Origin of the sequence: Mycobacterium sp. 2-64 (genome assembly GCF_035918375.1) — a bacterium.
In the GTDB taxonomy this organism is placed as follows: Bacteria; Actinomycetota; Actinomycetes; order Mycobacteriales; family Mycobacteriaceae; genus Mycobacterium; species Mycobacterium intracellulare.
Window position 1 is genome coordinate 626,268 of sequence record NZ_CP142361.1, and the last position, 25,254, is coordinate 651,521.

Annotated in this window: 26 protein-coding genes; 16 read left to right on the forward strand and 10 right to left on the reverse strand. The window is 67.8% G+C overall.

Translation table 11 applies throughout. The features are described from left to right. Positions 1-14 precede the first annotated feature (14 nt). The 6 genes from QGN31_RS02965 to QGN31_RS02990 all read left to right on the forward strand — a co-directional run bounded on the left by QGN31_RS02965 (position 15) and on the right by QGN31_RS02990 (position 4,761). Positions 15-908, forward strand: a complete 894-nt coding sequence (locus QGN31_RS02965) for a thioesterase family protein (protein ID WP_008261191.1) — start codon at positions 15-17, stop codon at positions 906-908. A 27-nt stretch (positions 909-935) separates the two neighbouring features. After that, entirely contained in the window at positions 936-1,811 is an 876-nt protein-coding gene (gene proC, locus QGN31_RS02970) for a pyrroline-5-carboxylate reductase (protein ID WP_172417541.1), read from the forward strand. A gap of 139 nt (positions 1,812-1,950) precedes the next feature. Beyond that, complete coding sequence (locus tag QGN31_RS02975) at positions 1,951-2,208, forward strand: cell division/environmental response transcriptional regulator (RefSeq protein WP_026071177.1); 258 nt, start codon at positions 1,951-1,953, stop codon at positions 2,206-2,208. Positions 2,209-2,354: 146 nt separating this feature from the next. Then, positions 2,355-2,456, forward strand: coding sequence for a 30S ribosomal protein bS22 (locus QGN31_RS02980; protein ID WP_003402602.1), 102 nt, complete (start codon positions 2,355-2,357; stop codon positions 2,454-2,456). A gap of 107 nt (positions 2,457-2,563) precedes the next feature. Further along, positions 2,564-3,691: an SDR family oxidoreductase gene (locus QGN31_RS02985; RefSeq protein WP_014385867.1), complete on the forward strand. Its 1,128-nt coding sequence runs from the start codon at positions 2,564-2,566 to the stop codon at positions 3,689-3,691. Beyond that, entirely contained in the window at positions 3,673-4,761 is a 1,089-nt protein-coding gene (locus tag QGN31_RS02990; protein WP_172417540.1) for a lysophospholipid acyltransferase family protein, read from the forward strand. Before QGN31_RS02985 ends, QGN31_RS02990 begins: the two co-directional genes overlap by 19 nt. An 89-nt stretch (positions 4,762-4,850) precedes the next feature. On the opposite strand, the gene QGN31_RS02995 is transcribed toward QGN31_RS02990, so the two are convergent. From QGN31_RS02995 to QGN31_RS03025, 7 genes are all read right to left on the reverse strand, one after another. Next, positions 4,851-5,777: a cyclopropane mycolic acid synthase family methyltransferase gene (locus QGN31_RS02995; protein ID WP_008261174.1), complete on the reverse strand. Its 927-nt coding sequence runs from the start codon at positions 5,775-5,777 to the stop codon at positions 4,851-4,853. Beyond that, on the reverse strand, positions 5,778-6,299 hold the full coding sequence (locus QGN31_RS03000) for an FAS1-like dehydratase domain-containing protein (protein ID WP_009955042.1): 522 nt from the start codon (positions 6,297-6,299) through the stop codon (positions 5,778-5,780). 44 nt (positions 6,300-6,343) lie between these two features. Beyond that, on the reverse strand, positions 6,344-7,255 hold the full coding sequence (locus tag QGN31_RS03005; protein WP_008261172.1) for an HAD family hydrolase: 912 nt from the start codon (positions 7,253-7,255) through the stop codon (positions 6,344-6,346). Positions 7,256-7,530: 275 nt separating this feature from the next. Beyond that, positions 7,531-8,208 carry a hypothetical protein gene (locus tag QGN31_RS03010; protein WP_232065623.1) on the reverse strand — a complete coding sequence of 226 codons (678 nt, stop codon included), beginning with the start codon at positions 8,206-8,208 and terminating at the stop codon, positions 7,531-7,533. Between the two features lie 27 nt (positions 8,209-8,235). After that, complete coding sequence (locus QGN31_RS03015) at positions 8,236-10,797, reverse strand: TNT domain-containing protein (RefSeq protein ID WP_014942978.1); 2,562 nt, start codon at positions 10,795-10,797, stop codon at positions 8,236-8,238. Between the two features lie 4 nt (positions 10,798-10,801). Next, the gene (locus QGN31_RS03020) at positions 10,802-11,092 is read right to left on the reverse strand and encodes a WXG100 family type VII secretion target (protein WP_014942977.1); all 291 of its coding nucleotides are present in this window, start codon (positions 11,090-11,092) and stop codon (positions 10,802-10,804) included. Further along, on the reverse strand, positions 11,085-11,393 hold the full coding sequence (locus QGN31_RS03025) for a WXG100 family type VII secretion target (RefSeq protein WP_014942976.1): 309 nt from the start codon (positions 11,391-11,393) through the stop codon (positions 11,085-11,087). Before QGN31_RS03025 ends, QGN31_RS03020 begins: the two co-directional genes overlap by 8 nt. A gap of 59 nt (positions 11,394-11,452) precedes the next feature. On the opposite strand from QGN31_RS03025, the gene QGN31_RS03030 reads away from it, so the two are divergent. From QGN31_RS03030 to QGN31_RS03060, 7 genes are all read left to right on the forward strand, one after another. Beyond that, on the forward strand, positions 11,453-11,722 hold the full coding sequence (locus tag QGN31_RS03030) for a glutaredoxin family protein (protein WP_014712432.1): 270 nt from the start codon (positions 11,453-11,455) through the stop codon (positions 11,720-11,722). A 115-nt stretch (positions 11,723-11,837) separates the two neighbouring features. Next, positions 11,838-13,217 (forward strand): glutamyl-tRNA reductase, encoded by a 1,380-nt coding sequence (locus QGN31_RS03035; RefSeq protein ID WP_008261158.1) that lies wholly within the window; start codon positions 11,838-11,840, stop codon positions 13,215-13,217. A 13-nt stretch (positions 13,218-13,230) separates the two neighbouring features. Further along, the gene (gene hemC, locus QGN31_RS03040) at positions 13,231-14,178 is read left to right on the forward strand and encodes a hydroxymethylbilane synthase (RefSeq protein WP_008261156.1); all 948 of its coding nucleotides are present in this window, start codon (positions 13,231-13,233) and stop codon (positions 14,176-14,178) included. 23 nt (positions 14,179-14,201) lie between these two features. Next, positions 14,202-15,857: a uroporphyrinogen-III synthase gene (locus QGN31_RS03045; RefSeq protein ID WP_014381218.1), complete on the forward strand. Its 1,656-nt coding sequence runs from the start codon at positions 14,202-14,204 to the stop codon at positions 15,855-15,857. A gap of 45 nt (positions 15,858-15,902) precedes the next feature. Continuing rightward, positions 15,903-16,892: a porphobilinogen synthase gene (gene hemB / locus QGN31_RS03050; RefSeq protein WP_083863023.1), complete on the forward strand. Its 990-nt coding sequence runs from the start codon at positions 15,903-15,905 to the stop codon at positions 16,890-16,892. A gap of 55 nt (positions 16,893-16,947) precedes the next feature. After that, entirely contained in the window at positions 16,948-17,478 is a 531-nt protein-coding gene (locus tag QGN31_RS03055; protein WP_008261142.1) for a DUF3093 family protein, read from the forward strand. Beyond that, positions 17,475-17,735, forward strand: coding sequence for a hypothetical protein (locus QGN31_RS03060; protein WP_008261140.1), 261 nt, complete (start codon positions 17,475-17,477; stop codon positions 17,733-17,735). The genes QGN31_RS03055 and QGN31_RS03060 overlap by 4 nt, the downstream gene beginning before the upstream one ends. On the opposite strand, the gene QGN31_RS03065 is transcribed toward QGN31_RS03060, so the two are convergent. Further along, positions 17,719-18,159, reverse strand: a complete 441-nt coding sequence (locus tag QGN31_RS03065) for an STAS domain-containing protein (protein ID WP_043955401.1) — start codon at positions 18,157-18,159, stop codon at positions 17,719-17,721. The genes QGN31_RS03060 and QGN31_RS03065 overlap by 17 nt on opposite strands. Before the next feature lie 356 nt (positions 18,160-18,515). On the opposite strand from QGN31_RS03065, the gene QGN31_RS03070 reads away from it, so the two are divergent. Both QGN31_RS03070 and QGN31_RS03075 read left to right on the forward strand, forming a co-directional pair. Further along, a complete protein-coding gene (locus QGN31_RS03070; protein ID WP_014381214.1) occupies positions 18,516-19,754 on the forward strand; it encodes an acyltransferase family protein in 1,239 nt (412 codons plus the stop codon). Positions 19,755-19,844: 90 nt separating this feature from the next. Next, positions 19,845-20,531 carry an Rv0518 family GDSL lipase gene (locus QGN31_RS03075; RefSeq protein WP_026071180.1) on the forward strand — a complete coding sequence of 229 codons (687 nt, stop codon included), beginning with the start codon at positions 19,845-19,847 and terminating at the stop codon, positions 20,529-20,531. A 191-nt stretch (positions 20,532-20,722) separates the two neighbouring features. Here the strand turns inward: QGN31_RS03075 and QGN31_RS03080 are convergent, their stop codons facing one another. Further along, entirely contained in the window at positions 20,723-22,846 is a 2,124-nt protein-coding gene (locus QGN31_RS03080; protein ID WP_014942973.1) for an acyltransferase family protein, read from the reverse strand. A 49-nt stretch (positions 22,847-22,895) separates the two neighbouring features. Next, positions 22,896-23,759 carry an alpha/beta hydrolase gene (locus QGN31_RS03085; protein WP_179300164.1) on the reverse strand — a complete coding sequence of 288 codons (864 nt, stop codon included), beginning with the start codon at positions 23,757-23,759 and terminating at the stop codon, positions 22,896-22,898. 346 nt (positions 23,760-24,105) lie between these two features. Between QGN31_RS03085 and QGN31_RS03090 the strand changes: the two genes are divergently transcribed. Continuing rightward, positions 24,106-25,251, forward strand: coding sequence for an LLM class flavin-dependent oxidoreductase (locus QGN31_RS03090; RefSeq protein ID WP_014942971.1), 1,146 nt, complete (start codon positions 24,106-24,108; stop codon positions 25,249-25,251). Positions 25,252-25,254: the final 3 nt, after the last annotated feature.

Below are 25,254 nucleotides of genomic sequence, written 5' to 3' on the forward strand. Positions count from 1 at the left end.
ACCCGCAAAAGTCCATGAACGCGTTATTCACCACCGCAATGTCGTTGCGGGAGGCCGGTTCCGGCGTTTACGAAGGAGAGCTCGACAAGCGCTGGACCATCGGCCCCAAGGTGCACGGCGGCGCGATGCTGGCCCTGTGCGCCAACGCCGCGCGCACCGCCTGCGGCGGACAGCCGGCCGGACCGGACCTGCAACCGGTCGCCGTGTCCGCGAGCTTCCTGTGGGCGCCCGATCCGGGGCCGGTGCAGTTGGTCACGTCGATCCGCAAGCGCGGCCGCCGGATCAGCGTCGTGGACGTCGAGCTCACCCAGGGTGACCGCACCGCGGTGCACGCCGTGGTCAACCTCGGCGAGCCCGAGCATTACCCGGTCGACGATGCGGGCCGTGAAGCGGCCCGAGGAGGAGCCGGGTCATCGAGCAGGCCGGTCGACGGCGCCGTGAAGCCGTTGCTGTCGGCCAACCCGGTGGCCGACCTGATGACGCCCGAACCACCCGACGACATCGAGCCGATCGGCCCCGGGCATCCGCTGGCCGGCCTGGTGCACCTGGGCGAGGGTTGCGACGTGCGGCCGGTGTTGTCGACGATGCAGGTCCGCGACGACGGGCGCCCGCCGGTGATCCAGATGTGGGCACGCCCCCGCGGCGTGGCCCCGGACGCGCTGTTCGCTCTCATGTGCGGCGACCTGTCGGCGCCGGTGACCTTCGCCGTGGACCGCACCGGTTGGGCGCCCACCATCCAGCTCACCGCCTTCCTGCGGGGGCTGCCCGCCGACGGCTGGCTGCGCATCATCGCGACCTGCACCGAGATCGGGCACGACTGGTTCGACGAGGACCACACGGTCGTCGACAGCCTCGGGCGCCTGGTGGTGCAGGCCCGCCAGCTGGCGTTGGTCCCTGCCGCTCGCTAGCCGGCGGTGTCTGCGATGCTGTCCGGCATGGCAAGAATCGCGATCATCGGTGGCGGCAGCATCGGGGAGGCACTGCTGTCGGGTCTGCTGCGCGCGGGCCGGCAGGTCAAGGACCTGGTGGTGGTCGAGCGGGTGCCCGAGCGCGCCAAGTATCTGGCCGACACCTATTCAGTGCTGATCACCTCGGTGGCCGAGGCGGTGGAAAACGCGTCGTTCGTCGTGGTCGCGGTGAAGCCCGCCGACGTGGAGTCGGTGATGTCGGAGGTCGCCCGGGCGGCCGCCGAGGCGGAGAGCGATACCGCCGAGCAGGTCTTCGTCACGGTCGCGGCCGGCGTCACCATCGCCTACTTCGAAGCCAAACTCCCGGCCGGGACGCCGGTGGTGCGGGCAATGCCCAACACCGCGGCGCTGGTCGGCGCGGGCGTCACGGCCCTGGCCAAGGGCAGGTTCGTCACCCCGCCACAGCTGGAGGGCGTCTCGGCCCTGTTCGACTCCGTCGGCGGGGTGCTGAGCGTCCCCGAGGGCCAAATGGATGCCGTCACCGCGCTGTCGGGCTCGGGTCCCGCGTATTTCTTCCTGATGGTCGAGGCGCTCATCGACGCCGGCGTTGCGGCGGGGCTGAGCCGCGAGGTGGCGGGCGATCTGACCGCGCAGACCATGGCCGGCGCGGCGGCGATGCTGCTGGAACGGATGGACGCCGATCGCCGGCTTTCCGAGGCCGAGGCGCCCGGGATGCGGGTGGACGCCACCGCGACGCAGCTGCGGGCGACCGTGACGTCCCCCGGCGGCACCACCGCGGCGGCCCTGCGTGAGCTGGAACGGGGAGGCCTGCGAGCGGCCGTGGATGCGGCGGTTCAGGCCGCCAAAATGCGCTCTGAGCAGCTAAGAATTACATCAGAGTAATCCAAGATTTTTGAACTGATTGTCCCCCACCAGTACCAGTAACCCCATCAGTCCCGCTATTCTCCTCTTTGTAAGCACGTGTCGGTGCCAGCGGAGGGGAAGCCGCTGGCATGCGCGTGCCTGACACGATTGGGTAGCGATGACGTCTACGAATGGGCCATCAACGCGAGATTCTGCAGGTAAGCCTCGGGACACCGGTTCCGTCGATGGCCAGCAGGGCAGGACGCAATTTCTCACCGTCGCCGAGGTGGCCGCGTTGATGCGGGTCTCCAAGATGACGGTCTACCGGTTGGTGCACAACGGCGAACTACCCGCGGTCCGGGTGGGTCGGTCCTTCCGGGTGCACGCCAAGGCCGTCCACGACATGCTGGAGACGTCCTACTTCGACGCGGGCTGACCCGAACCGGTGGCCGCTCGCGGGCGGCACCTGGCTTCGCGGCTCCGCGGCGATCACGCGACGCGGTTTGGCGTTGGGTGCGTCCGGCTGGGTAAAGTGTCCGGGTCCAATCTTTGAAGCAGGTCTCGGTCTAGATAGCGGAGTTCATGGGTTCAGTAATCAAGAAGCGGCGCAAGCGTATGTCGAAGAAGAAGCACCGCAAGCTGCTGCGTCGCACCCGGGTGCAGCGCAGAAAACTCGGCAAGTAACTCCCGCGGCGGCCTTCCTAAGGCCGCCATAAGGCCACCGTAAAAAGGCCCTAACTGGTCGCTTCGCGCCATAGTGCCGCCGTCCCGCCGACCGCTAGGCTGACCGGGTGGATGGGTCGAATGGGGAGAACACCGGGCCGGACGACACCGCCGGCAACGCGGCGCATTACCCCAAAATCGTGCTGGTCACCGGTGCCTGCCGGTTTCTGGGCGGCTACCTGACGGCTCGGCTCGCGCAGAACCCGATGATCAAAGGGGTCATCGCGGTGGACGCGATCGCCCCCAGCAAGGACATGCTGCGCCGGATGGGGCGCGCCGAGTTCGTCCGCGCCGACATCCGTAACCCCTTCATTGCCAAGGTGATTCGCAACGGCGACGTCGACACGGTGGTGCACGCGGCGGCCGCGTCGTACGCTCCGCGGTCCGGCGGCACCGCGGCGTTGAAAGAAATCAACGTGATGGGCGCGATGCAGCTGTTCGCGGCCTGTCAAAAGGCGCCCTCGGTGCGCCGCGTGGTGCTCAAGTCGACGTCGGAGGTGTACGGCTCGAGCGCCCACGATCCGGTGATGTTCACCGAGGACAGCACCAGCCGTCGTCTGTTCCGCGACGGTTTCGCCAAGGACAGCCTCGACATCGAGGCCTATGCGCGCGGATTGGGGCGGCGCCGGCCCGACATCGCCGTGACGATCTTGCGGCTGGCCAACATGATCGGCCCGGCGATGGACACCACGCTGTCGCGTTATCTCGCCGGGCCTTTGGTGCCGACGATGTTCGGCCGCGACGCCCGGCTGCAGTTGTTGCACGAGCAGGACGCCCTCGGCGCGCTGGAGCGCGCGGCCATGGCCGGCAAGGCGGGAACCTTCAACATCGGCGCCGACGGGATCATCATGCTGTCGCAGGCGATCCGTCGGGCGGGCCGAATCCCTTTGCCCGTACCGGGTTTCGGCGTCTGGGCCCTGGACTCGTTGCGCCGCGCCAATCGCTACAACGAGATCAGTCGCGATCAGTTCGATTATTTGAGTTACGGCCGCGTCATGGACACGAGCCGGATGCGCTCGGAACTCAACTACCAGCCGAAATGGACGACGGCGGAGGCCTTTGACGACTATGTTCGCGGCCGAGGCCTGACTCCCATAATCGACCCATATCGGGTACGCTCCTTGGAGAGTCGCGCCATATCTCTAGCCCAGCGCTGGGGTAGCCGAAATCCAATTCCGTGGGGTGGGGTCAGGTAGGTATCGTGGCGGGTGAAACCAGAGCGAATGTCATTCCACTGCATACGAATCGGGGCCGTGTCGCAGCGCGTCGGAGAGCCGACCAGAGGGCAGAGTCGGCCCGCCAGCACCCCTCGTTACTGACCGATCCGCGCGGCCGCGCCTCGGCGGAGCAGATCGCCGCGGTGGTTCGCGAAATCGACGAGCACCGCCGTGCCACGGGGGCATCGCCCGGCGAGGCGCCGCTGAATGAGCTGGCGCAGCGCGTCGCGTCGGTGGCCGCATTCCTCCGCCAGCGGCTGACGGGTGACTACAGCGTCGACGAGTTCGGTTTCGATCCGCACTTCAACAGCGCGATCGTCCGGCCGTTGTTGCGGGTGTTCTTCCGGTCGTGGTTCCGGGTCGAGGTGAGCGGGATCGAGAACCTGCCCGCTGACGGCGCCGCGCTGGTGGTCGCCAATCACGCCGGGGTGCTGCCGTTCGACGGGCTGATGCTGTCGGTGGCCGTGCACGACGAGCACCCCGCGCACCGCGAGCTGCGACTGCTCGCCGCCGACATGGTGTTCGACCTGCCCGTGGTGGGCGAAGCGGCCCGCAAGGCCGGCCACACCATGGCCTGCACGACGGACGCGCACCGGCTGCTCGCCGCCGGCGAGCTCACCGCCGTGTTCCCCGAGGGCTACAAGGGGCTGGGGAAGCGCTTCGAGGACCGCTACCGGCTGCAGCGGTTCGGCCGCGGCGGATTCGTCACCGCCGCGCTGCGGACCAAGGCGCCGATCATCCCCTGCTCGATCATCGGTTCCGAAGAGATCTACCCGATGCTGACCGACGTCAAGTTGCTGGCACGGCTGTTCGGGCTGCCGTACTTCCCGATCACTCCGTTGTTCCCGTTGGCCGGGCCCATGGGCCTGGTGCCGCTGCCGTCGAAATGGCACATCGCCTTCGGTGAGCCGATCTACACCGACGACTACGCGGCCTCCGACGCCGACGACCCGATGGTCACTTTCGAGCTGACCGATCAGGTGCGCGAGACGATCCAGCAGACGCTCTACCGGTTGCTGGCCGGCCGTCGCAACATCTTCTTCGGCTGACTTCGGCTGACTTCGGCTGAACGGCGGCGCGCCCAAAAGGAAACGCCACCACGGAAACCCGTGGCGGCGTTGACCTTTGAAGTAGTCGACTACTTCACCATGGTGAACTGGCAGACGTTGGTGTAGCCGTCGCGGAACAGATCCGAGCAGCCCCTCAGGTACTTCAGGTAGATGTCGTAGGTCTCCTGCCCCTTGAGGGCGATCGCCTCTTCCTTGTGCGCTTCGAGCGCATCGCCCCAAGCGGTCAGGGTCGGCACGTAGTTCTTGCCGATGAAGTGGTGTCGCTCGATCTTGAAACCCGCGTCCGTCGCGTACTTGTCAACCAGGTCGACCTGGGGCAGTTTTCCGCCGGGGTAGATCTCCTTCAGGATGAAGCTGATGAACCGCAGCAGGGTCATGTTGACCTTCAGGCCCATCGCGTTGCCCTCTTCGCGGGTGGGGACCACGATCGAGTGCAGCAGCATGCGGCCGTCGTCGGGCAGCAGGTCGTAGTACTTCTTGAAGAAGGTGGCGTAGCGCTCGTACCCGGCGTCACCGGCGCCGTCGGCGAAGTGCTCGAACGCGCCCAGCGACACGATCCGGTCGATCGGCACGTCGCCGGGGAATTCCTCCCAGCCCTGGATCCGCACCTCTTTACGGCGGGGGCTGTCCATCTTGTCGAACTCGGCCACGCAGTGGGCGTACTGGTTCTCGCTCAGCGTCAACCCGATTACGTTGACGTCGTACTCCGCCACCGCGTGCCGCATCGTCGAGCCCCAGCCGCTGCCGATGTCGAGCAGCGTCATGCCGGGCTCGAGGTTCAGCTTGTCCAGCGCGAGCTTGCGCTTGGCGTACTGCGCCTCTTCCAGCGTCTTGGTCAGATTCTGTGGGTCTGGGTTTTCGTCGAAGTAACCGCAGCTGTAGGTCATCGACGGGTCAAGCCACAGCTTGAAGAACTCGTTCGACTTGTCGTAGTGCGATCGCACCGCCTCGACCGGCGGGTGCAGCTGCGTTCCGGTTTCCCCCTGTAGTGACATTTACAACGCCCCTAACTTTCCTGCGGATATTGATGCGACCGCCGCGGCGGTTGCCTCGGTCTCGGCTTGGCTTGCGGCTTCCCCCAGCATTGTGACAACGCTGGTGACGATCGGCTTTCCATCGGCATCGGTCACTTCGCTGCGGATTTCCGCCAGCACGGTGCCGTGGGACTCGATCACCGAGTCTAGGTAGGTGTCGAAGAAAAGCCTATCGTGAGCCAGGATCGGGCGGTGGAACTTGAACTTCTGGTCACGGTGAATGACCCTGGCGATGTTGATGGGGATGCTGAACTTCGTGAAGATCTCCAACTGAACGCGGCGCCCGGCGATCGCGAGGAACGTCAACGGCGCCACCATGTCGGTATACCCGGCCCTCCGGGATTCATTCTCGTCGAAATGCGCCGGGTGGTCGTCTTTGATCGCCAGGGCGAACTCACGGATCTTTTCGCGCCCGACCTCGAAGTAGTCCGGTGCGCGGTAATGGCTGCCGATGAGTCCTTCGGCTTCTTTGGGGACTGTCATGCCGCTGTGCTCTCCGCTCGAATATGTCTGCGCGGCGCAGCCTATCAGCGTGATTGCCGTCGAGAGGCCACCGCGGCCAGCGCACCGCCGGCCGCGCCCAGCGCCAACGCCGACGGCACCCCGATCCGGGCCGCTTTGCGGGCGGTGCGGAAGTCGCGAATCTCCCATCCGCGCTCCCGTGCCAGCGCGCGCAGGCGGGCGTCGGGATTGATGGCGACCGCGGTCCCCACCAGCGACAGCATGGGCACGTCGTTGTAGCTATCGGAGTAGGCGGTGCAGCGTTTCAGGTTGAGCCCCTCGCGGATTGCCAGCGACCGCACCGCGTGCGCCTTGCCGGTGCCGTGCAGGATGTCGCCGACCAGCCTGCCGGTGAAGACGCCGTCGACCGATTCCGCGACGGTGCCCAGCGCGCCGGTCAGGCCGAGCCGTCGCGCAATGGTCGCGGCGAGCTCGTAGGGCGTGGCGGTGATCAGCCACACCTGCTGGCCGGCGTCCAGATGCATTTGAGTCAGCTCGCGAGTGCCGGGCCAGATCTTGTCGGCGATGATCTCGTCGTAGATCTCCTCGCCCAGGGCCACCAGCTGCTCGACCGACCGGCCTTCGATGAAGGCGAGCGCCTTGCGCCGGCCCGCGGCGACATCGTTGCTGTTTTCCTTGCCGAGGACCTGAAACTTGGCCTGGGCGTAGATGAATCCGATCACATCGCGATAGGTGAAGTAGTTGCGCGTGGCCAGCCCACGGCCGAAATGCACCGCCGAGGAGCCCTGCACCAAGGTGTTGTCGACGTCGAAGAAGGCGGCGGCGGTGAGGTCGACCGGGGGTTGCGGACGGTCCGGGGCGGCGGCGGCTTCCTCCTGCATGCCCTCGATCGCGCGGGCCGCGCTGGCGTCCGCGCCCAGCGACTCCAAGTCAACGTAACCGGTGTGGTCTGCGTTGACCGGGTCAGAGGAAGTCATCGCCCAACCTCCTAGATCGCTGTGGTGCCTGGTGACCCGGCGGGTGCCCGATATCCAACCCTATCGGGCAGTTGGCGTGGGGGCGGGTATGGCTGCCGGGCTGATGCCCCGGGCTGCCGAGCTGCCGGGTTGCCGGGCTGCCGGGCTGCCGGGCTGATGCCCCGGGCTGCCGAGTGTGACGCTGGCGTCACGTTCGACGCCGAGTGTGACTGCAGCGTCACACTCGTGGCTGGGCAGGCCAGGTTGGTCGGGCGCGATGACCGCGTAGGGAAGCCCTACTGTCGCCAGCGCGTAACCTGCGAGGTGATGCTGTCCGGCATGTCCTCGAGCAGAGCTGCGGTTAGCTCATCGAATGACAATGCAAGAACTTCCATATTAGTTTGTTCGGCGGGCACCGCGAATCCGTATGAGCCAGGATCGTCCCTCAGCGTGTAACGCTTGAGATGTTGTGCGGTGTCTCTGTTGAGGGCAGGGATTTCGTTGGCCAATAAATCGATCACCCCTGAGTCGGCTGGCTCGACTGCTAATCGCGGGTTGAGACCCCGGTCGTCCCACCTGATAAATAGTGTCTCCAGCCTGAGATGACTGCGTAGGCTATCTCCCATTTGCAATATTATGTATTTCCCGGCGTCCACCGAGCGGGAAAACACGGCCTCTATACTTTCGGATCGCTGCGAAGCGCGTTCGTGCTTTAGGGAACGCAAGACGCAAAAGTACCCATTGGAAGTGGGAGCGATAATCCAAGCGGCCCAGTCGCCAAGCCTGGCCCATTCCGGCCATTCTCTCAGTTTTTCTCGATAATCAGAGCGGAAATATAACCGGCCAGCTTCCCAGTCGGCTTCTTCGTATGGCCCGCTGGCAGCAGAGTTAGCAAGCTTGCGCCACAGGTTGTAATAGCGGATCACCGCTGAGAAGCCACTATCGACGACTGGGCCGCCAGCATCCGTACTCATAGGTCGATATTCCTCCCTTACCTGCCCCTAAGACCGGCGCAGATAACCGCGTCTAAGCAAAGTCTCAATCAGCACTGTCTTTTTCTCGACGGTGTCAAATACTACCCACTGAGTTCCTCCGCCGGGCCAACCAAACGCTTCACCGACCTTTCCGAATCTAACTTCCCAACCCTGCGGCAATTGCTTTCCTGTACCTTGAAAAGCATGGTAGTCGCCAGATGTTCCGGGGGCCAGTCCACGGTGGGAATATGGGTCGCCGACGTTCCCCATAAAATCCCCACTCTTGGCGCTCACCTCTCCGATCCTATCTAGCCAAACATTTGGAGAGATGCTCCGTGCTGTTTCCCATTTCCCGTCCGCGAAGCCGTTAACTTTTGGCCAGTCCCATGTGCCTTCTTTGGGGTCCCAAAATCTGTCCAAGATATCCTGCGCCGTCATTCCCGAATATGGGCTATGCAAAGCGGATTTGGCGATATCCGGAGGGCATCCGTGATCTATGAGATCTTGCATGAGCTGCTCGGGCGACTGCGCGAGCGCTAATTGCGCTTGCCGCCAGGGCGGCAAGTCTGACGGGTCCGTGTGTCCGGGAAGGTCCGCGTCGGACCCGTCGTCCGACAGCGGTGTGTGGTCGTGCGGCTGATGGGACCCCGGCGGTTCGTTGCCATCGCCAGGGGGACGCGGGCCACCGCCATCGCCCGGCGGATGCGGGCCACCGCCATCGCCGGGCGGATGTGGTCCGCCACCATCCCCGGGTGGGTGGGGGCCGCCGTCACTGGGATGAGGCGGCCCGGGCGGATGGGCAGGAGGTTCTCCGCTATGTGGCACCTCGCCGAGGCCGGGAGGCGCTTCGGCGGGGAGGCCGCCCGCCGGGACAGAGGGAAGCGACGGCGGCTCCGGCATCGACGGCATCGAAGGAGCCGAGGCCGCCGGCATCGAAGCAGCGGGCGCCGAAGCGGCGGGCGCGACCGCTGCCGGCTCCGCAGGTGGGACCCGCGTGGGGGCAGGCTCGTGCGGCGGCGGGTGGGGTGGTGGTGTGCCTTCTGCGGGGGCCGATACCGGTGGCTTGCCGCCCGATTCTGGTGGGATCGCAATTGGTTTCGGCTCGCCGCTGTGAGGTGTCCCGCCGATTGGCGGCTTGGATTCGGTAGGACTGTGCGGCAGTGGACCATCAGCGGGACCTGGCGCCGGTTGGCCCGATCCTGGCGGCTTCGGAGCCGCCGGGGGTGATTCTGCCGGAGGCTTAACGGCCGGGGTTTTGGGAAGTCCGGGCTTTTTGACGTCTTTCAGCGCATCGGCGGCGGCGCGACTCACCTTTCCGAGTTTGGAAAGCGGCCCGCCGGGGATGGGTAACGTCAGCACATCAAAAGCTGTTCGTCCGAGTGCGTCAAGCGGGTCTTTACTCCACTCGTCCCAGTGGGTGACTTCTTTGCCAAGCGCCATCCATGACTCTTGCCAGCCGGGGCCACCGTCGGGTCCCAATCCCACGAGCGGCGCAGCGCCTTGGGCCATGCCAGCGAGCTCTTTGCCATAACCGATCGGATCGAGCACGGCGCGGACCTGGCTGATGCTGTACAGGCCTTTCAGAACTCCCCAGCCCTCTTTGCCCACCCCACCAAGGATCTTGCCCACTCGGTGGAGGGTTGCCTTGTTCAAGGCGACGAAGTGGTCCCACTCCTTACCCGCCCAGTGGGCCATATCTTCTGCCGCGGTGGCCGCCGCCGACATGGTGGCCTCGATCTGGCCGCCCAGCCTTTCGGCTTCCCGGGAAAAGCTGTCGACCACCGTTTTGATGTCGTCGGCGATCCTTTTGATCTCGTCTTCGTCTTCATCGGTCAGGAGGTCCCACACTTCTTTGATCCCGGTCATCGGGTCGCAGATGCGGGACAACAAATCCAGGATCGCCGCGTGGACCTTGTCGATCTGGGCCGCGTAGCTGTTGAGTTGCGCGGCAATCGTTTGGCATTGCTGCGCAACGCTGGCCGTGGCTCCCGACGCATCGGCCAACGCTTTGTTGATGGCCGCGGCCTCGGGAATCTGCTGCGCGGCAATGGCGGCCATGCTCCCGCCGCCGGCCGCGATCTCGGTCGTCATGAAGTTGACGCCCGCCGTCGTCCACGCCGCCGCGGCGGCACGCAACTTCGCCGAATCGCCAGTGGGCCAGATCATTCCGATATACGGCGCAACCCAGCTCCAGCCCGCCGGGGCACCGCTACCGGCGCCCACCGCCGACGGCGGATGCGACGGCGCGGTCAATGGCGCGGTCACTGGCGGCGTCGGCAAGCCTTCGGCGCGGCCCGTCACATCCGACATCGCCTCGGCATGCGCATAGTTGTGTGCCGACATCCGCACGCCGTCGCCGATGCTGCAGAGTCCATTGCGGGTACTGGTCATCGCCTCGATGACCTTTGCCGCTGCGCCGTTGTACGTGCGGCCCAGCGCCGCACCGACGGGATCGTCACCGGCCATGCCCGCGCTGCCCGCGAGCGCCGTGGTCAGGGCCGAAATCACCGATCCCAGCGACTCGCCGGTGGACAGTACCGTGGCGCCAGCGCGATCTAGGGCAGTCGGGTCACACGCCAGCGGCGCCATGTATTCACGACCACATACCGAGATTCGTCGACATCGCGCCGGTGTAGTTGCCGTGCGCTGTCGTGGCCACCTTCTCCAGTTGCCCCAGCGCCTCGCGCATCATCGCCTCACCGCGCACCCAGTGCTGATGCGCCTCGGCGTGGGCCGCCGCGGCCTCACCTGTCCACGTCCCATGCAAACGCGTTACGCGAGAATCGATTTCGGCAATCATGTCTTCGGCGTAGCGCTGAAACGCCGCCATCCGCTGCACCGCGTCGGCCAACGCCTGCGGATCAACCCGAAACGCCTCAGCCATCGCGCACCGCCCGCTCGGCCTGGGCGGACGCGGCCTCGTTGCTGTGATACGCCCCGCCGGCCTCGCCGACCAGATGCGCCAGGATCGACAACCCGAGCTCGACCTCCCGGGCGCCCTTGTGCCACAGCTCCCATGCCGAGGCATAGGCACCCCCGGCCGCCCCCTGCCAACCACCCAGCATCTGACCCACCTGATCGTCGAGCTGGGACAGCTGGGCCGAAAGATGCTCGGCCGCACCGCTCAGCGAGACGGCGGCGCCCTGCATCACCACCGGATCGACCCGCACCGTGTTGTCGGCCATAGCCGGAACATAACTCCTGGTAGACGCCCCCACAAGTCGCTGATGACACACTGATTCCCATGACCCGAGCGACCGGCCGCCCGCAGGTGGAGTTGTTGACCCGCGACGGGTGCACCATCTGCGAGCGCATCCACGCCCGGCTGGTCGTTTTGGCCGGTGAGCTGGGCTTCGATCTGTCGACGACCGACGTCGACGCCGCGGCCGCGGACGGCGACCCCGCGCTGCGCGCCGAGTTCGGTGACCGGCTGCCGGTGGTCCTGCTCGACGGGCGCGAACACAGCTACTGGGAGCTCGACGAGCCCCGGCTGCGCGCGGATCTCGCCCGCTGACGAGGCGGCCGGGTGGCCGCGGGGCAATTATTTGGTAGCCCAGCTGATAAACGTTTACCGTGGACAGCAGTTCAGTTACTGGAGGATGCAAGGGAGCTGGCCAGGTGATGCTGCCGTGAGCGTCTTGCTCTTCGGGGTTTCGCACCGCAGTGCGCCGGTTTCCGTCCTGGAACAACTCAGCATCGACGAGTCCGATCAAGGCAAGATCGTCGACCGGGTGCTGCAGTCGCCGCTGGTGACCGAGGCGATGGTGCTGTCGACATGCAACCGGGTCGAGGTCTACGCGGTGGTGGATGCGTTCCACGGCGGGCTCGCGGTGATCGGACAGGTGCTCTCGGAGCATTCCGGGATGTCGATGACCGACCTCACCAAATACGCCTACGTCCGGTACAGCGAGGCCGCCGTCGAGCATCTGTTCGCGGTAGCCAGCGGCCTGGATTCGGCGGTGATCGGAGAGCAGCAGGTGCTCGGTCAGGTGCGCCGCGCGTACGCCACCGCCGAGACCAATCGCACCGTCGGCCGCGTCCTGCACGAGCTGGCCCAACGCGCGCTCTCGGTCGGCAAGCGGGTGCATTCCGAGACCGCCATCGACGCTGCCGGCGCCTCCGTGGTGTCGGTTGCCCTGAACATGGCCGAACGCCGGCTGGGCGGGCTGTCGGGCCGGACCGCCGTGCTGGTCGGCGCCGGGGCGATGGGCGCCCTGGCCGCGGCGCATCTGTCTCGCGCCGGCATCGCCCAGGTTCACGTGCTCAACCGGTCGCTGTCCCGGGCGCAGCGCCTGGTCCGCAAGATCCGCGAAACCGGTGTGCGGGCCGACGCGCTGCCATTGGAGCAGCTGACCGACGTCCTGGCGGGTGCCGACGTGGTGGTGAGCTGCACCGGGGCGGTGAGCCCGGTGGTCTCGCTGGCCGACGTGCACCACGCGCTCGCGGCCGCGAACCGCTCGATCGTCGATGAGACCACCGACCCCTTGGTGATCTGCGACCTGGGCATGCCGCGCGACGTGGACCCGGCGGTGGCCGGCCTGCCCGGCGTGTGGGTCGTCGACGTGGACCGCGTGCAGCACGAGCCCTCGGCCCACGCCGCGGCCGCCGACGTCGACGCGGCCCGCACCATCGTGGCCACCGAAGTTGCCGCCTACCTGGCCGGCCAGCGGATGGCCGAGGTCACCCCGACGGTGACGGCGCTGCGCCAGCGCGCCGCCGATGTGGTCGAAGCCGAGCTGCTGCGCCTGGACAACCGGCTCCCCGGGCTCGCCAGCGCGCAGCGCGAAGAGGTCGCCCGCACCGTGCGGCGGGTAGTGGACAAGCTGCTGCACGCCCCTACTGTGCGCATCAAGCAGCTCGCCAGCGCCCCCGGCGGCGACAGCTACGCCGAGGCGTTGCGCGAGCTTTTCGAACTCGACCAGACCGCCGTCGACGCCGTGGCCGCGGGCGAATTGCCAGTCATAGCAAACGGTTTCGACGCGGGCACCCCGCAGCAACCTGCCGAGTAGCCGATTGGCGAACGTGATCCGGATAGGCACGCGGGGCAGCCTGCTGGCCACCACCCAGGCCGGCGTCGTCAGAGACGCCCTCATCGCGCTGGGTCACCCGGCGGAGCTGGTGACCATCACCACGGCCGGGGACCGGTCGTCGGGACCCATCGAATCCTTGGGGGTGGGTGTCTTCACCACCGCGCTGCGCGAGGCCATGGAAGAGGGCCGCGTGGACGCCGCGGTGCACTCCCACAAGGACCTGCCGACGGCCGACGACCCGAGGTTTGCTGTGGCCGCCATACCCGTGCGCAACGACCCGCGTGACGCGGTGGTAGCCCGGGACGGACTGGTGCTGGGGGAGTTGCCACCGGGTTCGCTGGTGGGTACCTCCTCGCCGCGGCGGGCCGCGCAGCTTAGAGCATTGGGTCTCGGTTTGGAAATCCGCCCCCTACGAGGCAACCTAGATACCAGGTTGAACAGGGTAAGCAGTGGTGATCTTGACGCGATCGTGGTGGCCCGGGCGGGCCTGGCCCGACTCGGTCGCCTCGATGACGTCACCGAGACGCTAGAGCCGGTGCAGATGTTGCCAGCACCGGCTCAGGGCGCGCTCGCCGTCGAATGCCGTGCCGGTGACACCCGGTTGGCGGCGGTGCTGGCGGAGCTGGACGACGCGGACACGCGCGCGTCGGTCACCGCGGAGCGAACTCTGTTGGCCGAACTGGAGGCCGGCTGCTCCGCACCGGTGGGCGCGATCGCTGAAGTGGTCGAGTCCATCGATGAGGAAGGCCGGATCTTTGAAGAGCTGTCGCTGCGTGGCTGCGTGGCGGCGCTGGACGGGTCCGACGTGATCCGCGCGTCCGGCATCGGCACTCCCGGTCGAGCACGAGAGCTTGGGCTTTCGGTTGCCGCGGAGCTGTTCGAACTTGGCGCCCGGGAGCTGATGCGCGGAGCGCGGCAAGACCCGACGCGAGGAAATTAAGTGCGAGTTACGTGGGAGCGACAATGACGACGCGAGGGCGTAAGCCGACACCCGGCCGCATCACGTACGTGGGCTCCGGCCCCGGTGACCCGGGACTGTTGACGACCCGGGCCGCGACGGTGCTGACGAACGCCGCTCTGGTGTTCACCGACCCTGACGTGCCCGAGCCGGTGCTGGCGCTGATCGGCAAAGACCTGCCGCCGGTTTCCGGCCCGGCCCCGGCCGACCCGGCCGCCTCCAGCGGCGAGGGCGCCGACCAGGGCCAGACGCAGCCCGCGGTGATCTCCGGTGGCCCCGACATCCGCCCGGCGCTGGGTGACCCCGCCGAGGTGGCCAAGACCCTGACCCACGAGGCGCGGACGGGCGTCGACGTGGTCCGCCTGGTGGCCGGTGACCCGCTGACGGTCGACGCCGTCATCACCGAGGTCAACGCCATCGCGCGGAGCCACCTGCACATCGAGATCGTGCCGGGGCTGGCGCCCACCAACGCCGTCCCGACGTACGCGGGGTTGCCGCTGGGCTCCTCGCACACGGTGGCCGACGTGCGCGGCGACGTGGACTGGGAGGCGTTGGCCGCGGCGCCGGGACCGCTGATCCTGCAGGCCACGTCGTCGCATCTGGCCGACGCGGCGCGCACCCTGATCGAACACGAGCTCGCCGAGAACACGCCGTGCGTGGTGACCGCGCAGGGCACCACCTGCCAGCAGCGTTCCATCGAGACGACGCTGCACGGCCTGACCGACTCGGCCGTGCTGGGCGGCACCGACCCGGCGGGCCCCCTGACGGGTCCGCTGGTGGTGACCATCGGCAAGACGGTGTCGAGCCGGGCGAAGCTGAACTGGTGGGAGAGCCGCGCCCTGTACGGCTGGACCGTGCTGGTGCCCCGCACCAAGGACCAGGCCGGCGAAATGAGCGAGCGGCTGACGTCCTACGGCGCGCTGCCGATCGAGGTGCCGACCATCGCCGTCGAGCCGCCACGCAGCCCCGCGCAGATGGAACGGGCCGTCAAGGGATTGGTCGACGGCCGCTTCCAGTGGGTGGTGTTCACCTCCACCAACGCGGTGCGTGCGGTGTGGGAGAAGTTCGGCGAGTTCGGGCTGGACGCGCGCGCGTTCTCCGGGGTGAAGATCGCCTGCGTGGGCGAGTCGACCGCCGACCGGGTCCGGGCGTTCGGGATCAGCCCCGAGCTGGTGCCGGCCGGTGAGCAGTCCTCGCTGGGTCTGCTCGACGACTTCCCGCCCTACGACAGCGTTTTCGATCCGGTAAACCGGGTCTTGCTGCCGCGGGCCGACATCGCCACCGAGACGCTGGCCGAGGGCCTGCGCGAACGTGGTTGGGAGATCGAGGATGTCACCGCCTACCGGACGGTGCGGGCCGCGCCGCCGCCGGCGGAGACGCGGGAGATGATCAAGACCGGCGGGTTCGACGCGGTGTGCTTCACGTCCAGCTCGACGGTGCGCAACCTGGTCGGTATCGCCGGCAAGCCGCACGCGCGGACGATCATCGCCTGCATCGGCCCCAAGACCGCCGAGACCGCCGCCGAGTTCGGTCTGCGGGTCGATGTCCAGCCCGAGACCGCCGCGGTTGGTCCGCTGGTCGACGCTTTGGCCGAACACGCCGCGCGGTTGCGCGCCGAGGGCGCGCTGCCACCGCCGCGCAAAAAGAGCCGCAGGCGCTAGTGGCGATCGCCAGCGCGGCGGAGCCGGGCGCAGCGGGTCGCCACGATGAGCGGTAGCGCCTACCCGCGGCAGCGTCCGCGTCGGCTCCGCTCAACCCCGGCGTTGCGCCGTTTGGTCGCGCAAACGTCGCTGGAGCCAAGGCATTTGGTGCTGCCGATGTTCGTCGCCGACGGCATCGACGAGCCCCGGCCGATCGCCTCGATGCCGGGGGTGGTCCAACACACCCGCGATTCGTTGCGCGCCGCCGCCGCCAGCGCCGTCGCCGCCGGGGTGGGCGGGCTGATGCTGTTCGGTGTGCCGCGTGATGAGGACAAGGACGCGGTGGGGTCGGCCGGCACCGATCCCGACGGCATCCTCAACGTCGCCCTGCGCGACCTGGCCAAGGACCTCGGCGAGGCCACCGTGCTGATGGCCGACACCTGCCTGGACGAGTTCACCGACCACGGCCACTGCGGCGTCCTCGACGACCGCGGTCGGGTCGACAACGACGCGACCGTAGCCCGATATGTGAAACTCGCTGTGGCGCAAGCGGAATCGGGCGCGCACGTGGTAGGTCCGAGCGGGATGATGGACGGTCAGGTGGGCGCGATTCGCGACGGGCTGGACGCGGCCGGCCATACCGACGTGGCGATCCTCGCCTACGCCGCCAAGTTCGCATCGGCGTTCTACGGTCCGTTCCGCGAAGCTGTCAGTTCCAGCCTCTCCGGCGACCGGCGCACCTATCAGCAGGAGGCGGGCAATTCCCGCGAGGCTCTTCGCGAGATCCAGCTCGATCTGGACGAGGGCGCCGACATTGTGATGGTGAAGCCGGCATTGGGTTATCTGGACGTGGTGTCCGCGGCGGCCTCGATTTCGCCGGTGCCGGTGGCCGCCTATCAGGTGTCGGGGGAGTACGCGATGATTTGCGCTGCGGCCGCGAACAATTGGATCGACGAGCGCGCGGCGGCCCTGGAATCATTGACGAGCATCCGGCGGGCCGGAGCCGATATCGTTCTCACCTATTGGGCCGCGGACGCGGCAGGGTGGCTTTCGTGAGACGGGGCTTACGTTGACGTCAGAGACGACCAGAAGCGATACCCAACCGAAGCCGTTGTTCTACGAACCCGGCGCCACCTGGTGGTGGGTGGCGTGCGGCCCGGCCTCGGCGGCGGCCATGGTCCTGATCGAAATCTGGAGCGGTGCCAAGGTGTCGCTCGTGGTCCCCGCGATCTTCTTCGTCCTGGTGTCGGCGTTCGTGGGGTTGCAGGTGAAGGCGGCGCGGATCCACGTCTCGGTCGAGCTGACCGAAGACGCCCTGCGCCAAGGCACCGAGACCATCTTGGTCCGCGAAATCGTCAGGGTTTATCCCGAGCCCGAGAACCACGAAGCCTCCGGCAAGGAGCTGGCGCGCTGGCAGTCGGCGCGGGCGCTCGGCGAGTTGGTCGGGGTGCCGCGCGGACGGATCGGCATCGGCCTCAAGCTCACCAACGGCCGCACCGCCCAGGCGTGGGCGCGCCGTCATCGCCAGCTGCGCGCGGCCCTGACCCCGCTGGTCCAAGAGCGGGTGGAGCCCACCGGGACCGACGTCATCGATGGCGATCCGGACGACCCCGCCGGCGATCAGGCCGGGCCCGCGCAATGATCGCCAGCTACCGGGCGCTGGTCGAGCTCGCCGTGGCGGTTGCCGCCCTGGCGGGCTCGGGATATAGCTGGACGCGCTCGCATCACACGGTGGCCGTCGCACCCATCGCGGAGGGTCAGCCCTTTACGACGTCGGTGGTCTATGACCCGCAGCTGTTGCTTCTGACACTCGTGCTGTTGACGAGCGCCGGCGTGCTGGTGGTCGTCGGCGCGGCCAGGCTGCGGCGTGCCCGCTCCGGCGCTACGACGTCTTCCTGACCAGCGGCAACGCCATCGTGCGGCGGACCCTGATGGCGTCGGCCCGGTCGCGCAGTGCCTCCTGAACCGAGCGCATCAGCGGGAAATTGGCGTCATGACCGGTGTCTTCGAGCACCGCGATGACCGCCGAGCTGGCCACCAGCGTCCAATCCACACCGACGGCCCGACAATCGGCATCGAACGCATACAAGAGCGAAATACCGGCCTCAGCAAATTGACCGACATCGGCGACATCGAGCACCACAGGGTTTTCCCCGAGCGTGAAACGCCGAATGTGGCGACTGACGCGGTCGACATTGGCGTCGTCGATTTCGCCCCGGATATGCACCACTGTCGCCAAGTGGCGGTAGTGCGCCCGCACCTGAGCGCCATCGCACTCAAAGACGCAGTTGTCGTGGCGACTCCCGGTGCCTGCGATCGTCATGAGGACCCCTCACTCTCCGTGTCGCTCGCGCGTGGCCTTGGGGCGCGCCTCCCCGCTCACCAAAGCTGCCTTAAACGCTAGGCCGCAAGCCTAAGGACACCGGTAGCCGCGCCTAACGCTTTGCTAAGAAGCAAAATGCGATTTCGCGGCGAGCAAACCTCCGTAATCGGCGTCGCGCATTCCGGGCGGCCCTGAAGGCCGTGTGCCACACCACAACCGTCCCCGCATGTCGGCGATCGCGCTGCTAGGCTGCCATGGCTGCCGGTTGCTAGTCGGGGGGCTTGCGAAATGGCGAGATCGCCCGCTCAGCCGATAGCAGGAGAACGGAACGGCAGGATCCAGACGGGAAGAGCAGCGTGCGGGGCGGAGAGATCCGGGGCGAAATCAAGGCCCTGACGGGACTCCGTATCGTCGCCGCGCTCTGGGTGGTGCTGTTTCACTTCCGGCCGATGCTCGGGGATGCGTCGCCCGATTTCCGCGACGCGCTGGCCCCCGTCCTCAACTGTGGCGCCCAGGGCGTCGACCTCTTTTTCATCCTCAGCGGCTTCGTGCTGACGTACAACTACCTCGACCGGATGGGCCGGTCCTGGTCGACCCGCGCCACCCTGCACTTCCTGTGGCTGCGGCTGGCCCGGGTATGGCCGGTGTACCTGGTCACATTGCACCTCGCCGCCCTGTGGGTGATCTTCACCCTGCACGTGGGCCACGTGCCGTCGCCGGACGCCGCCTCGCTCACCGCGGTCAGCTACGTGCGGCAGATCCTGTTGGTGCAGTTGTGGTTTGTGCCGTTCTTCGACGACTCGAGCTGGGACGGACCGGCCTGGTCGATCAGCGCCGAATGGCTGGCGTACGTGCTTTTCGCCCTGCTGGTGTTGGTGTTGTTGCGGATGAAGCAGGCGACGCGGGCGCGCAGCCTCATGGTGCTGGCATTCGCGGCGTCGTTGCCGCCGGTGGTGATGCTGCTGGCCAGCGGCCACTTCTACACGCCGTGGAGCTGGCTGCCGCGGATCGTCACACAGTTCACCGCCGGGGCGCTGGCCTGTGCCGCCGTGCGCAGACTGCGGCTGACCGACCGCGGCCGCCGCGTCGCGGGGTACATCTCGCTGCTTCTGTTGGCCGCGATGGTGGGCGTGCTGTATTGGTTTGGCGCACACCCGATATCCGGGGTGGTGGAAAACGACAGCGGCGGCGTCGTCGACGTGTTGTTCGTTCCGCTGGTGATCTCGCTGGCCGTCGGCCTGGGGAGCCTGCCCAGGATGTTGTCGACGCGGGTGATGGTGTACGGCGGTCAGATCTCGTTCTGCCTGTACATGGTTCACGAGCTGGTGCACACGTCCTGGGGTTGGGCCGTGGAACAATTCGAGCTCGCAACGCAGGACAATCCGTGGAAATGGAACGTCATCGGCCTGCTCGCGATTGCCGTGGTCCTTTCGATCGCGTTGTATCACGCCGTCGAAGAGCCCGCCCGCCGCTGGATGCGCAAGATGGTCGACGTCCGGGCCGTGAACGCGAGGAGCGATCCCGGCGAGTCCACGAACGGCAAGCCGCATCCGATCGACCGTCCGCTGGAAGCGATTTCGGTCCGCGCGGTGTGATGGCTGCTTTTGCGTCCGGCCGCGAGTCACGGGCAATATTCGATGAGAACACGGCGGCACCCGACCATGCCGTTGACAGTGGAGGTATGAGTGAGTCGTCTGGCCACCTTTCTCATTGGGTTGAGTTTTCTGGGGGGCGTGGGCATCGCATACCCACCGCAGGTGCGCACTTACGCGACGCTGACGCTGGACTTCCGGCTCAATCACCTGGCGGTCATCGGGGATTCGTACACCACCGGTACCGATGAGGGCGGCCTCGGCGCGCGGTCATGGCCGTCGCGCGCGTGGCAGGCGCTCGGTGCGCGGGGCTCGCGGGTTTCGGCCGATGTGGCGGCCGAGGGCCGCGCCGGTTACGCCGCGCCCGGTGACCACGGCAGCACCTTCGAGGACCTGACCGCCAGGGCCGTCCACCCCGATGACGCGCTGGTGGTGTTCTTCGGCTCCCGCAACGACCAGGGTATCGATCCCCTGCTGCTGACCGAAAAGACCCACGCCGCTTTGGATCTGGCGCGCCGGTTTGCGCCGGCCGCGCGCTTGCTGGTGATCGGCCCGCCGTGGCCGACCGCCGACGTTCCGCCATCGATGTTCCTGATTCGCGACGTCCTGGGCGGCGCGGCGGGGGCCGCCGGGGCGACGTTCATCGACCCGATCGCCGAACACTGGTTCGTCGGCAGGCCCGACCTGATCGGCCCCGACGGCGTGCACCCGAACGACGCGGGGCACCAGTACATGGCCGACAAGATCGCGCCGCTGATCCGTACTCAGCTCTCGACGTGACGGGCCGCCTAGTCCTCCGCGTGGCGCTCGTAGTCCCACCGCTCCAGGCGATCTTGCAGGTGTAGCAGGCCGACTCCGGCGAAGGGTGCGGCGACCGCGATGCAGACCAGCAGCAGTGGAGACATGAGCTAAACCCTCCAAAAACCCTTCACTGATCTGACGTTCGTCCGCCGCGAGAAGTTCATCGCCGTTCACCCGTCCGCCACGGCGCGGTCCACCAGCACACCCATCACCGGCGCCAGCAGCCGCGCGTACTGCGTCGTCACATGGTTGTCGTCGCGGAACACCAGGGTGTTGCCGACGATCAGCGGGCAGCGGTCGGGGGCGCAGAACAGGTCGGTCAGGTCCGCGTAATGCCCGCCGTTGCCGACGGTCGCGGCGCGCTCGGCGGCGATCCCATCGTCGTTGACGGCCGCGGAACGCGTTGGCGCACAAGCGGTTGCGTCGTCGAGGTGGGCGGACAGGCAGGTCGGGGCGGGCGAGTGCGGATCGGCGGCGGGCCCCAGCACCAGGACGGTGGCGCCGGTGGCGCGCAATTGCGCCACGGTGCGTCCCAGGGTGTCGATCCACGCCGGATCGTAGGAGGTGAAGCCGAAGTCCCCGCCGTAACGCCGGCTCATGTCCAGCACGACCAGGCGCGGGTGTTCGGCGTTCATCCGGCCCATGATGTCGGCGCGCCACTGCTCGCATTCGGTGTACTCGCGGCCCAGATACGGGCTCACGATGTGCAGGTCCTGCAGCGGGCATGTCACCTTGGCCAGGGTCTCCAGCCGCCAGTGCCGCTGCTCGGCGAGCTGCTCGAACGCCGGGTTCCACATGGCGGCGTGCGAGTCGCCGATCAGGGCCACGGTGGTCGGCGAGGCGGTATCGCCGGTCGCGCATTCGCTTTGGCCGACGTCGCGCCAGGACCGCACGCAGCCGTTGACGAACACGGCGGCCTTGTCGGCCGGCGCCTTGTCCAGCGGGGGGTCGAGGTTCGACGGGACGGTGCGCAGACCGGCCGCGCTTGCGAGCACGACGCGCGCCTGGTCGAAGGCCTGACGGACCGCCGATTCCTGCGGGCTGACGGCGGCGACGCCGGCCGGGGGCGCCGCGACGATGTTGGCCCGGGGCGCCGCGACGCCGTGGCCCACCGGCGCGGGGATCACGTTCAGCAGCAGCATGCATGCACACGCCGTGGCGGCGCTGGCCCCGCCCGCCACGGCCAGGCTGACCTTCGCCGAGCGGCGCAGGGCCGCGGCGAAGCGGCCCGGGTTTTCCACCAGATGCAGGGTGATGACGGCCAGCCCGGCGGACACGGCCGTCGCGCTCAGGCGGGCCGGCAGCCCGGCGGGCTCGCCGAGCAGCGCCGGCATCAACAGCAGCACCGGCCAGTGCCACAGGTACCAGGAGTAGGAGATGCGGCCGATGGCGCGCATCGCCGGGCGGCACAGCAGCCGGCCGGGCCCGAGCCCGCCGGTGACGGCTCCGCCGCCGACGATCAGCGCGGTGCCCAGCACGGGCAGCAGCGCCTCGACGCCGGGGTAGGGGGTGTGGGCGCCCAGCTGGGTGCAGGTCAGCAGGATCAACACCAGGCCGCCCCACCCGGCGATCGACGCGGTCAGCAGCGACAGGCGCCGCCACTGCTGGAGCGACAGGGCCACCAGGCCGCCGGCCGCCAGTTCCCAGGCCCGGGTCGGCAGCGAGAAGAACGCCCACGACGGCGACGTCCGGGTCCACAGCGCGCCGGCCGTCAACGACGCGACGGCGACCACCGCGAGGACCGCCGCGTACGGCGCCGCCCGCTTTGCGGCGCCGCGCAGGAGCGGGACGCGCTGGACCAACCACGCGGTGGCGATGATCAGCACCGGCCACACGAGGTAGAACTGCTCCTCGACGCCCAGCGACCAGTAGTGCTGGAACGGCGACGGCGCGTCGGTGGTCAGGTAGTCGGTGCCGCGCAGGGCGAACCGATAGTTACCGACGTACAGGGCGCTGGCGATGCCGTCGAGGAACACGCTGCGGGCCTGTAGCGGCGGCAGCACCGCGGCGGCGGCGATGGCCGTGACGGTGCCGACGATGGCCGCGGCCGGCAGCAGCCGCCGGGCTCGCGCGCCGTAAAAGCGGCCCAGCGCAACGGTATTCGTGGCGGCCGCCTCCCGGAAGAGCAGCCCGGTGATGAGGAAGCCGGAGATGACGAAGAAGACGTCCACCCCGATGTAGCCGCCGCTGACCCCGGGGATGCCGGCGTGGTAGAGCACGACGGCGATCACCGCGACGGCGCGCAGCCCCTCGATGTCGGGCCGGAATCCCCTTCGGGAAGTCCGCCGCTCCACGCGGTGTGGGCTGCCGGCGACTGATTCCTCCCGAAGTGTCATCGTTGGCTCAGGTCGCCATCCAGGCCAGTTCGCCGGGTAGTTGGCTGCGCCAGTAGGCGACGTCGTGACCGCCGAGCGAGAAGCTGCCCGCGGGCGGCGTCTTCAACTGGTAGACGAATTGCTTTGTGGCGAAATAGAAGCGGTCGAAGTTGCCGCAATCCACGCGCAGCGGAATGGAATTCAGCGCCGGCACACCCATCACGCTGTTCTGCACGAAGTCCTCGTTGCTGTCGAACGCGCCCGGGGCGCTCGTCGCGTACGACGTGTACAGGGCCGGGCTGATGGCGCAGATTCCGGCGGTCCGGGACGGGCCCAACTTGGCGCCCAAACGAAGCGCCCCGTATCCGCCCATCGACCACCCCATGAAGCCGACCCGGGACGTGTCGAAACCCATCGTGGACAGCATGGGCAGCAGCTCGTCGAGCACCATCGCGCCCGAGTCCTCGCCGGAAGTCCTTTTGTGCCAGTAGGTGTTGCCCCCGTCGACGCCGACGACCGCGAACGGCGGCTTGCCCTCCTTGGCCAGCCGGGCCAGCCCGTCGGGCACGCCCATGTCGATCATCTGGTTGGCGTCGCCGTCCACACCGTGCAGCGCGATCACCGGACGCAGCATCTTGCTCTGGCCGGGCGGCATGGCGATCACGTAGTTGGTCTTGATGCCCCCACGGGCCGCCGACACGAACGACCCGGTCAGCCTGTTCGGCAGGGCGCTGCCCGCCGTCGGCGGCTCGAACGGGGCGGGAGCTTGCGGCAGCGTCGCGGCCTGCGACGTCTCCGCGGCCAGCAGCGAGCTGAACGCGTACACGCCGGCGGCTCCGAGGCTGGCACCGGCGCCCATCCGGAGCACCGCCCGGCGTGTGAGGTCAGGCATGATCGCAATGATGCCGCCCGTAGCGGGGATTACCCGCCGAGCCACGCCGTATTGGAAGCATTGTGTGATCTGGCGTGACCTTTCGGTCACGATGCGGTGATCTTTACGGGCGACACGGACGGCCCGGCGGGAGGGGGCCTCCGCGACGGGTTGCGGCGTCGGCTCACATCGTAGCGGTGGCGACGAGTCTTGCCACCACCGGAAACATTGCGATCGTATTGCCTTCTGGCGCAGCGGCAGACCCCCGCGCCGGGAATGCAATCTCGAAGGTTTCAACCCTCGCCCGACGGCTGCGGATTGCGAAGGATGGAGCTTTCTGTGCACAGGGGCGAAAGAGGATTGTGACGTGAGTCTCGCGTTTCATTGGTTTCTGCCGACCTACGGCGATTCGCGGAATCTGGTCGCGGGCGGGCACGGCACGCCGATGTCCGGCGACCGGCCCGCCACGCTGCGGTACCTGCACCAGATCTGTACGGCCGCCGAAGACAACGGGTTCGAGGCGGTTCTCACCCCCACCGGATTGTGGTGTGAGGACGCGTGGTTGACGACGGCGATGCTGGTCGAATCGACCGCGACCCTGAAATTTCTGGTGGCTTTTCGGCCCGGGCTGCTCAGTCCCACCCTGGCGGCCCAGATGGCCGGGACCTTCCAGCGGCACTCGGCCGGACGCCTGCTGCTCAACGTCGTCACCGGTGGCGAACCGCACGAGCAGCGCGCCTACGGGGACTTCCTGGACAAGCAGGCGCGCTACGCCCGCACCGCCGAGTTCTTGCACGTGGTGCGGCAGCTGTGGACCTCGAGGGAGCCGGTGACCTTCTCCGGCGAGCACATCCGGGTCGAAGGCGCGCAACTGAACAACCCGCCCGATCCGATACCGGCGGTGTTCTTCGGCGGGTCGTCGGCGGCCGCGGGGCCGGTGGCGGCCAAGCACTCCGACGTGTATCTCACCTGGGGCGAGCCGCTGACCGCGGTCGCCAAGAAGTTGGACTGGGTCCGTGGGCTGGCCGTTGACGCCGGACGAATCCTGCGGTACGGCTTGCGGATTCACGTGATCAGCCGTGACACGTCCGCGCAGGCATGGGCGGAGGCCGACCGGTTGCTGGCCGCCATCGACCCCGCCGACATCGCACGGGTTCAGGACAGCCTGGCACGCAGCGAATCCGAGGGCCAGCGCCGGATGCGGGAGCTGCACGGCGGCGACAGCAGCAAGTTGCTGATCGCGCCGAACCTGTGGGCCGGTGTGGGCCTGGTGCGTGGGGGAGCGGGCACCGCACTGGTCGGGTCGCACGCCGAGGTCGCCGAACGGCTGGCCGAATACGCCAATTTGGGGATCACCCAGTTCATCTTGTCGGGATATCCGCATCTGGAGGAGGCCTACTGGTTCGGCGAGGGCGTGCTGCCGATTCTGGAGCGGATGGGCCTGTGGCGTCACCCCAACCGCCAGTCGCATCCGGCCGCGGCGACGCCCTTCGCGGTCGCGTCGGCGCACTAAGGG

Excerpts from the sequence above, each read along its gene's own strand:
- QGN31_RS03065 (WP_043955401.1), bottom strand. The coding sequence starts at position 18,159 with ATGACGATCGCAGGCACCGGGAGTCGCCACGACAACTGCGTCTTTGAG.
- QGN31_RS03020 (WP_014942977.1), bottom strand. The coding sequence starts at position 11,092 with ATGGCTGAGGCGTTTCGGGTTGATCCGCAGGCGTTGGCCGACGCGGTG.
- QGN31_RS03045 (WP_014381218.1), top strand. The coding sequence starts at position 14,202 with ATGACGACGCGAGGGCGTAAGCCGACACCCGGCCGCATCACGTACGTG.
- QGN31_RS02995 (WP_008261174.1), bottom strand. The coding sequence starts at position 5,777 with ATGTCACTACAGGGGGAAACCGGAACGCAGCTGCACCCGCCGGTCGAG.
- QGN31_RS03005 (WP_008261172.1), bottom strand. The coding sequence starts at position 7,255 with ATGACTTCCTCTGACCCGGTCAACGCAGACCACACCGGTTACGTTGAC.
- QGN31_RS03015 (WP_014942978.1), bottom strand. The coding sequence starts at position 10,797 with ATGGCGCCGCTGGCGTGTGACCCGACTGCCCTAGATCGCGCTGGCGCC.
- QGN31_RS02965 (WP_008261191.1), top strand. The coding sequence starts at position 15 with ATGAACGCGTTATTCACCACCGCAATGTCGTTGCGGGAGGCCGGTTCC.
- hemB (WP_083863023.1), top strand. The coding sequence starts at position 15,903 with ATGAGCGGTAGCGCCTACCCGCGGCAGCGTCCGCGTCGGCTCCGCTCA.
- QGN31_RS03060 (WP_008261140.1), top strand. The coding sequence starts at position 17,475 with ATGATCGCCAGCTACCGGGCGCTGGTCGAGCTCGCCGTGGCGGTTGCC.
- QGN31_RS02975 (WP_026071177.1), top strand. The coding sequence starts at position 1,951 with ATGACGTCTACGAATGGGCCATCAACGCGAGATTCTGCAGGTAAGCCT.
- QGN31_RS03010 (WP_232065623.1), bottom strand. The coding sequence starts at position 8,208 with ATGAGTACGGATGCTGGCGGCCCAGTCGTCGATAGTGGCTTCTCAGCG.
- QGN31_RS02980 (WP_003402602.1), top strand. The coding sequence starts at position 2,355 with ATGGGTTCAGTAATCAAGAAGCGGCGCAAGCGTATGTCGAAGAAGAAG.
- proC (WP_172417541.1), top strand. The coding sequence starts at position 936 with ATGGCAAGAATCGCGATCATCGGTGGCGGCAGCATCGGGGAGGCACTG.
- QGN31_RS03030 (WP_014712432.1), top strand. The coding sequence starts at position 11,453 with ATGACCCGAGCGACCGGCCGCCCGCAGGTGGAGTTGTTGACCCGCGAC.
- QGN31_RS03025 (WP_014942976.1), bottom strand. The coding sequence starts at position 11,393 with ATGGCCGACAACACGGTGCGGGTCGATCCGGTGGTGATGCAGGGCGCC.
- QGN31_RS03085 (WP_179300164.1), bottom strand. The coding sequence starts at position 23,759 with ATGCCTGACCTCACACGCCGGGCGGTGCTCCGGATGGGCGCCGGTGCC.
- QGN31_RS03000 (WP_009955042.1), bottom strand. The coding sequence starts at position 6,299 with ATGACAGTCCCCAAAGAAGCCGAAGGACTCATCGGCAGCCATTACCGC.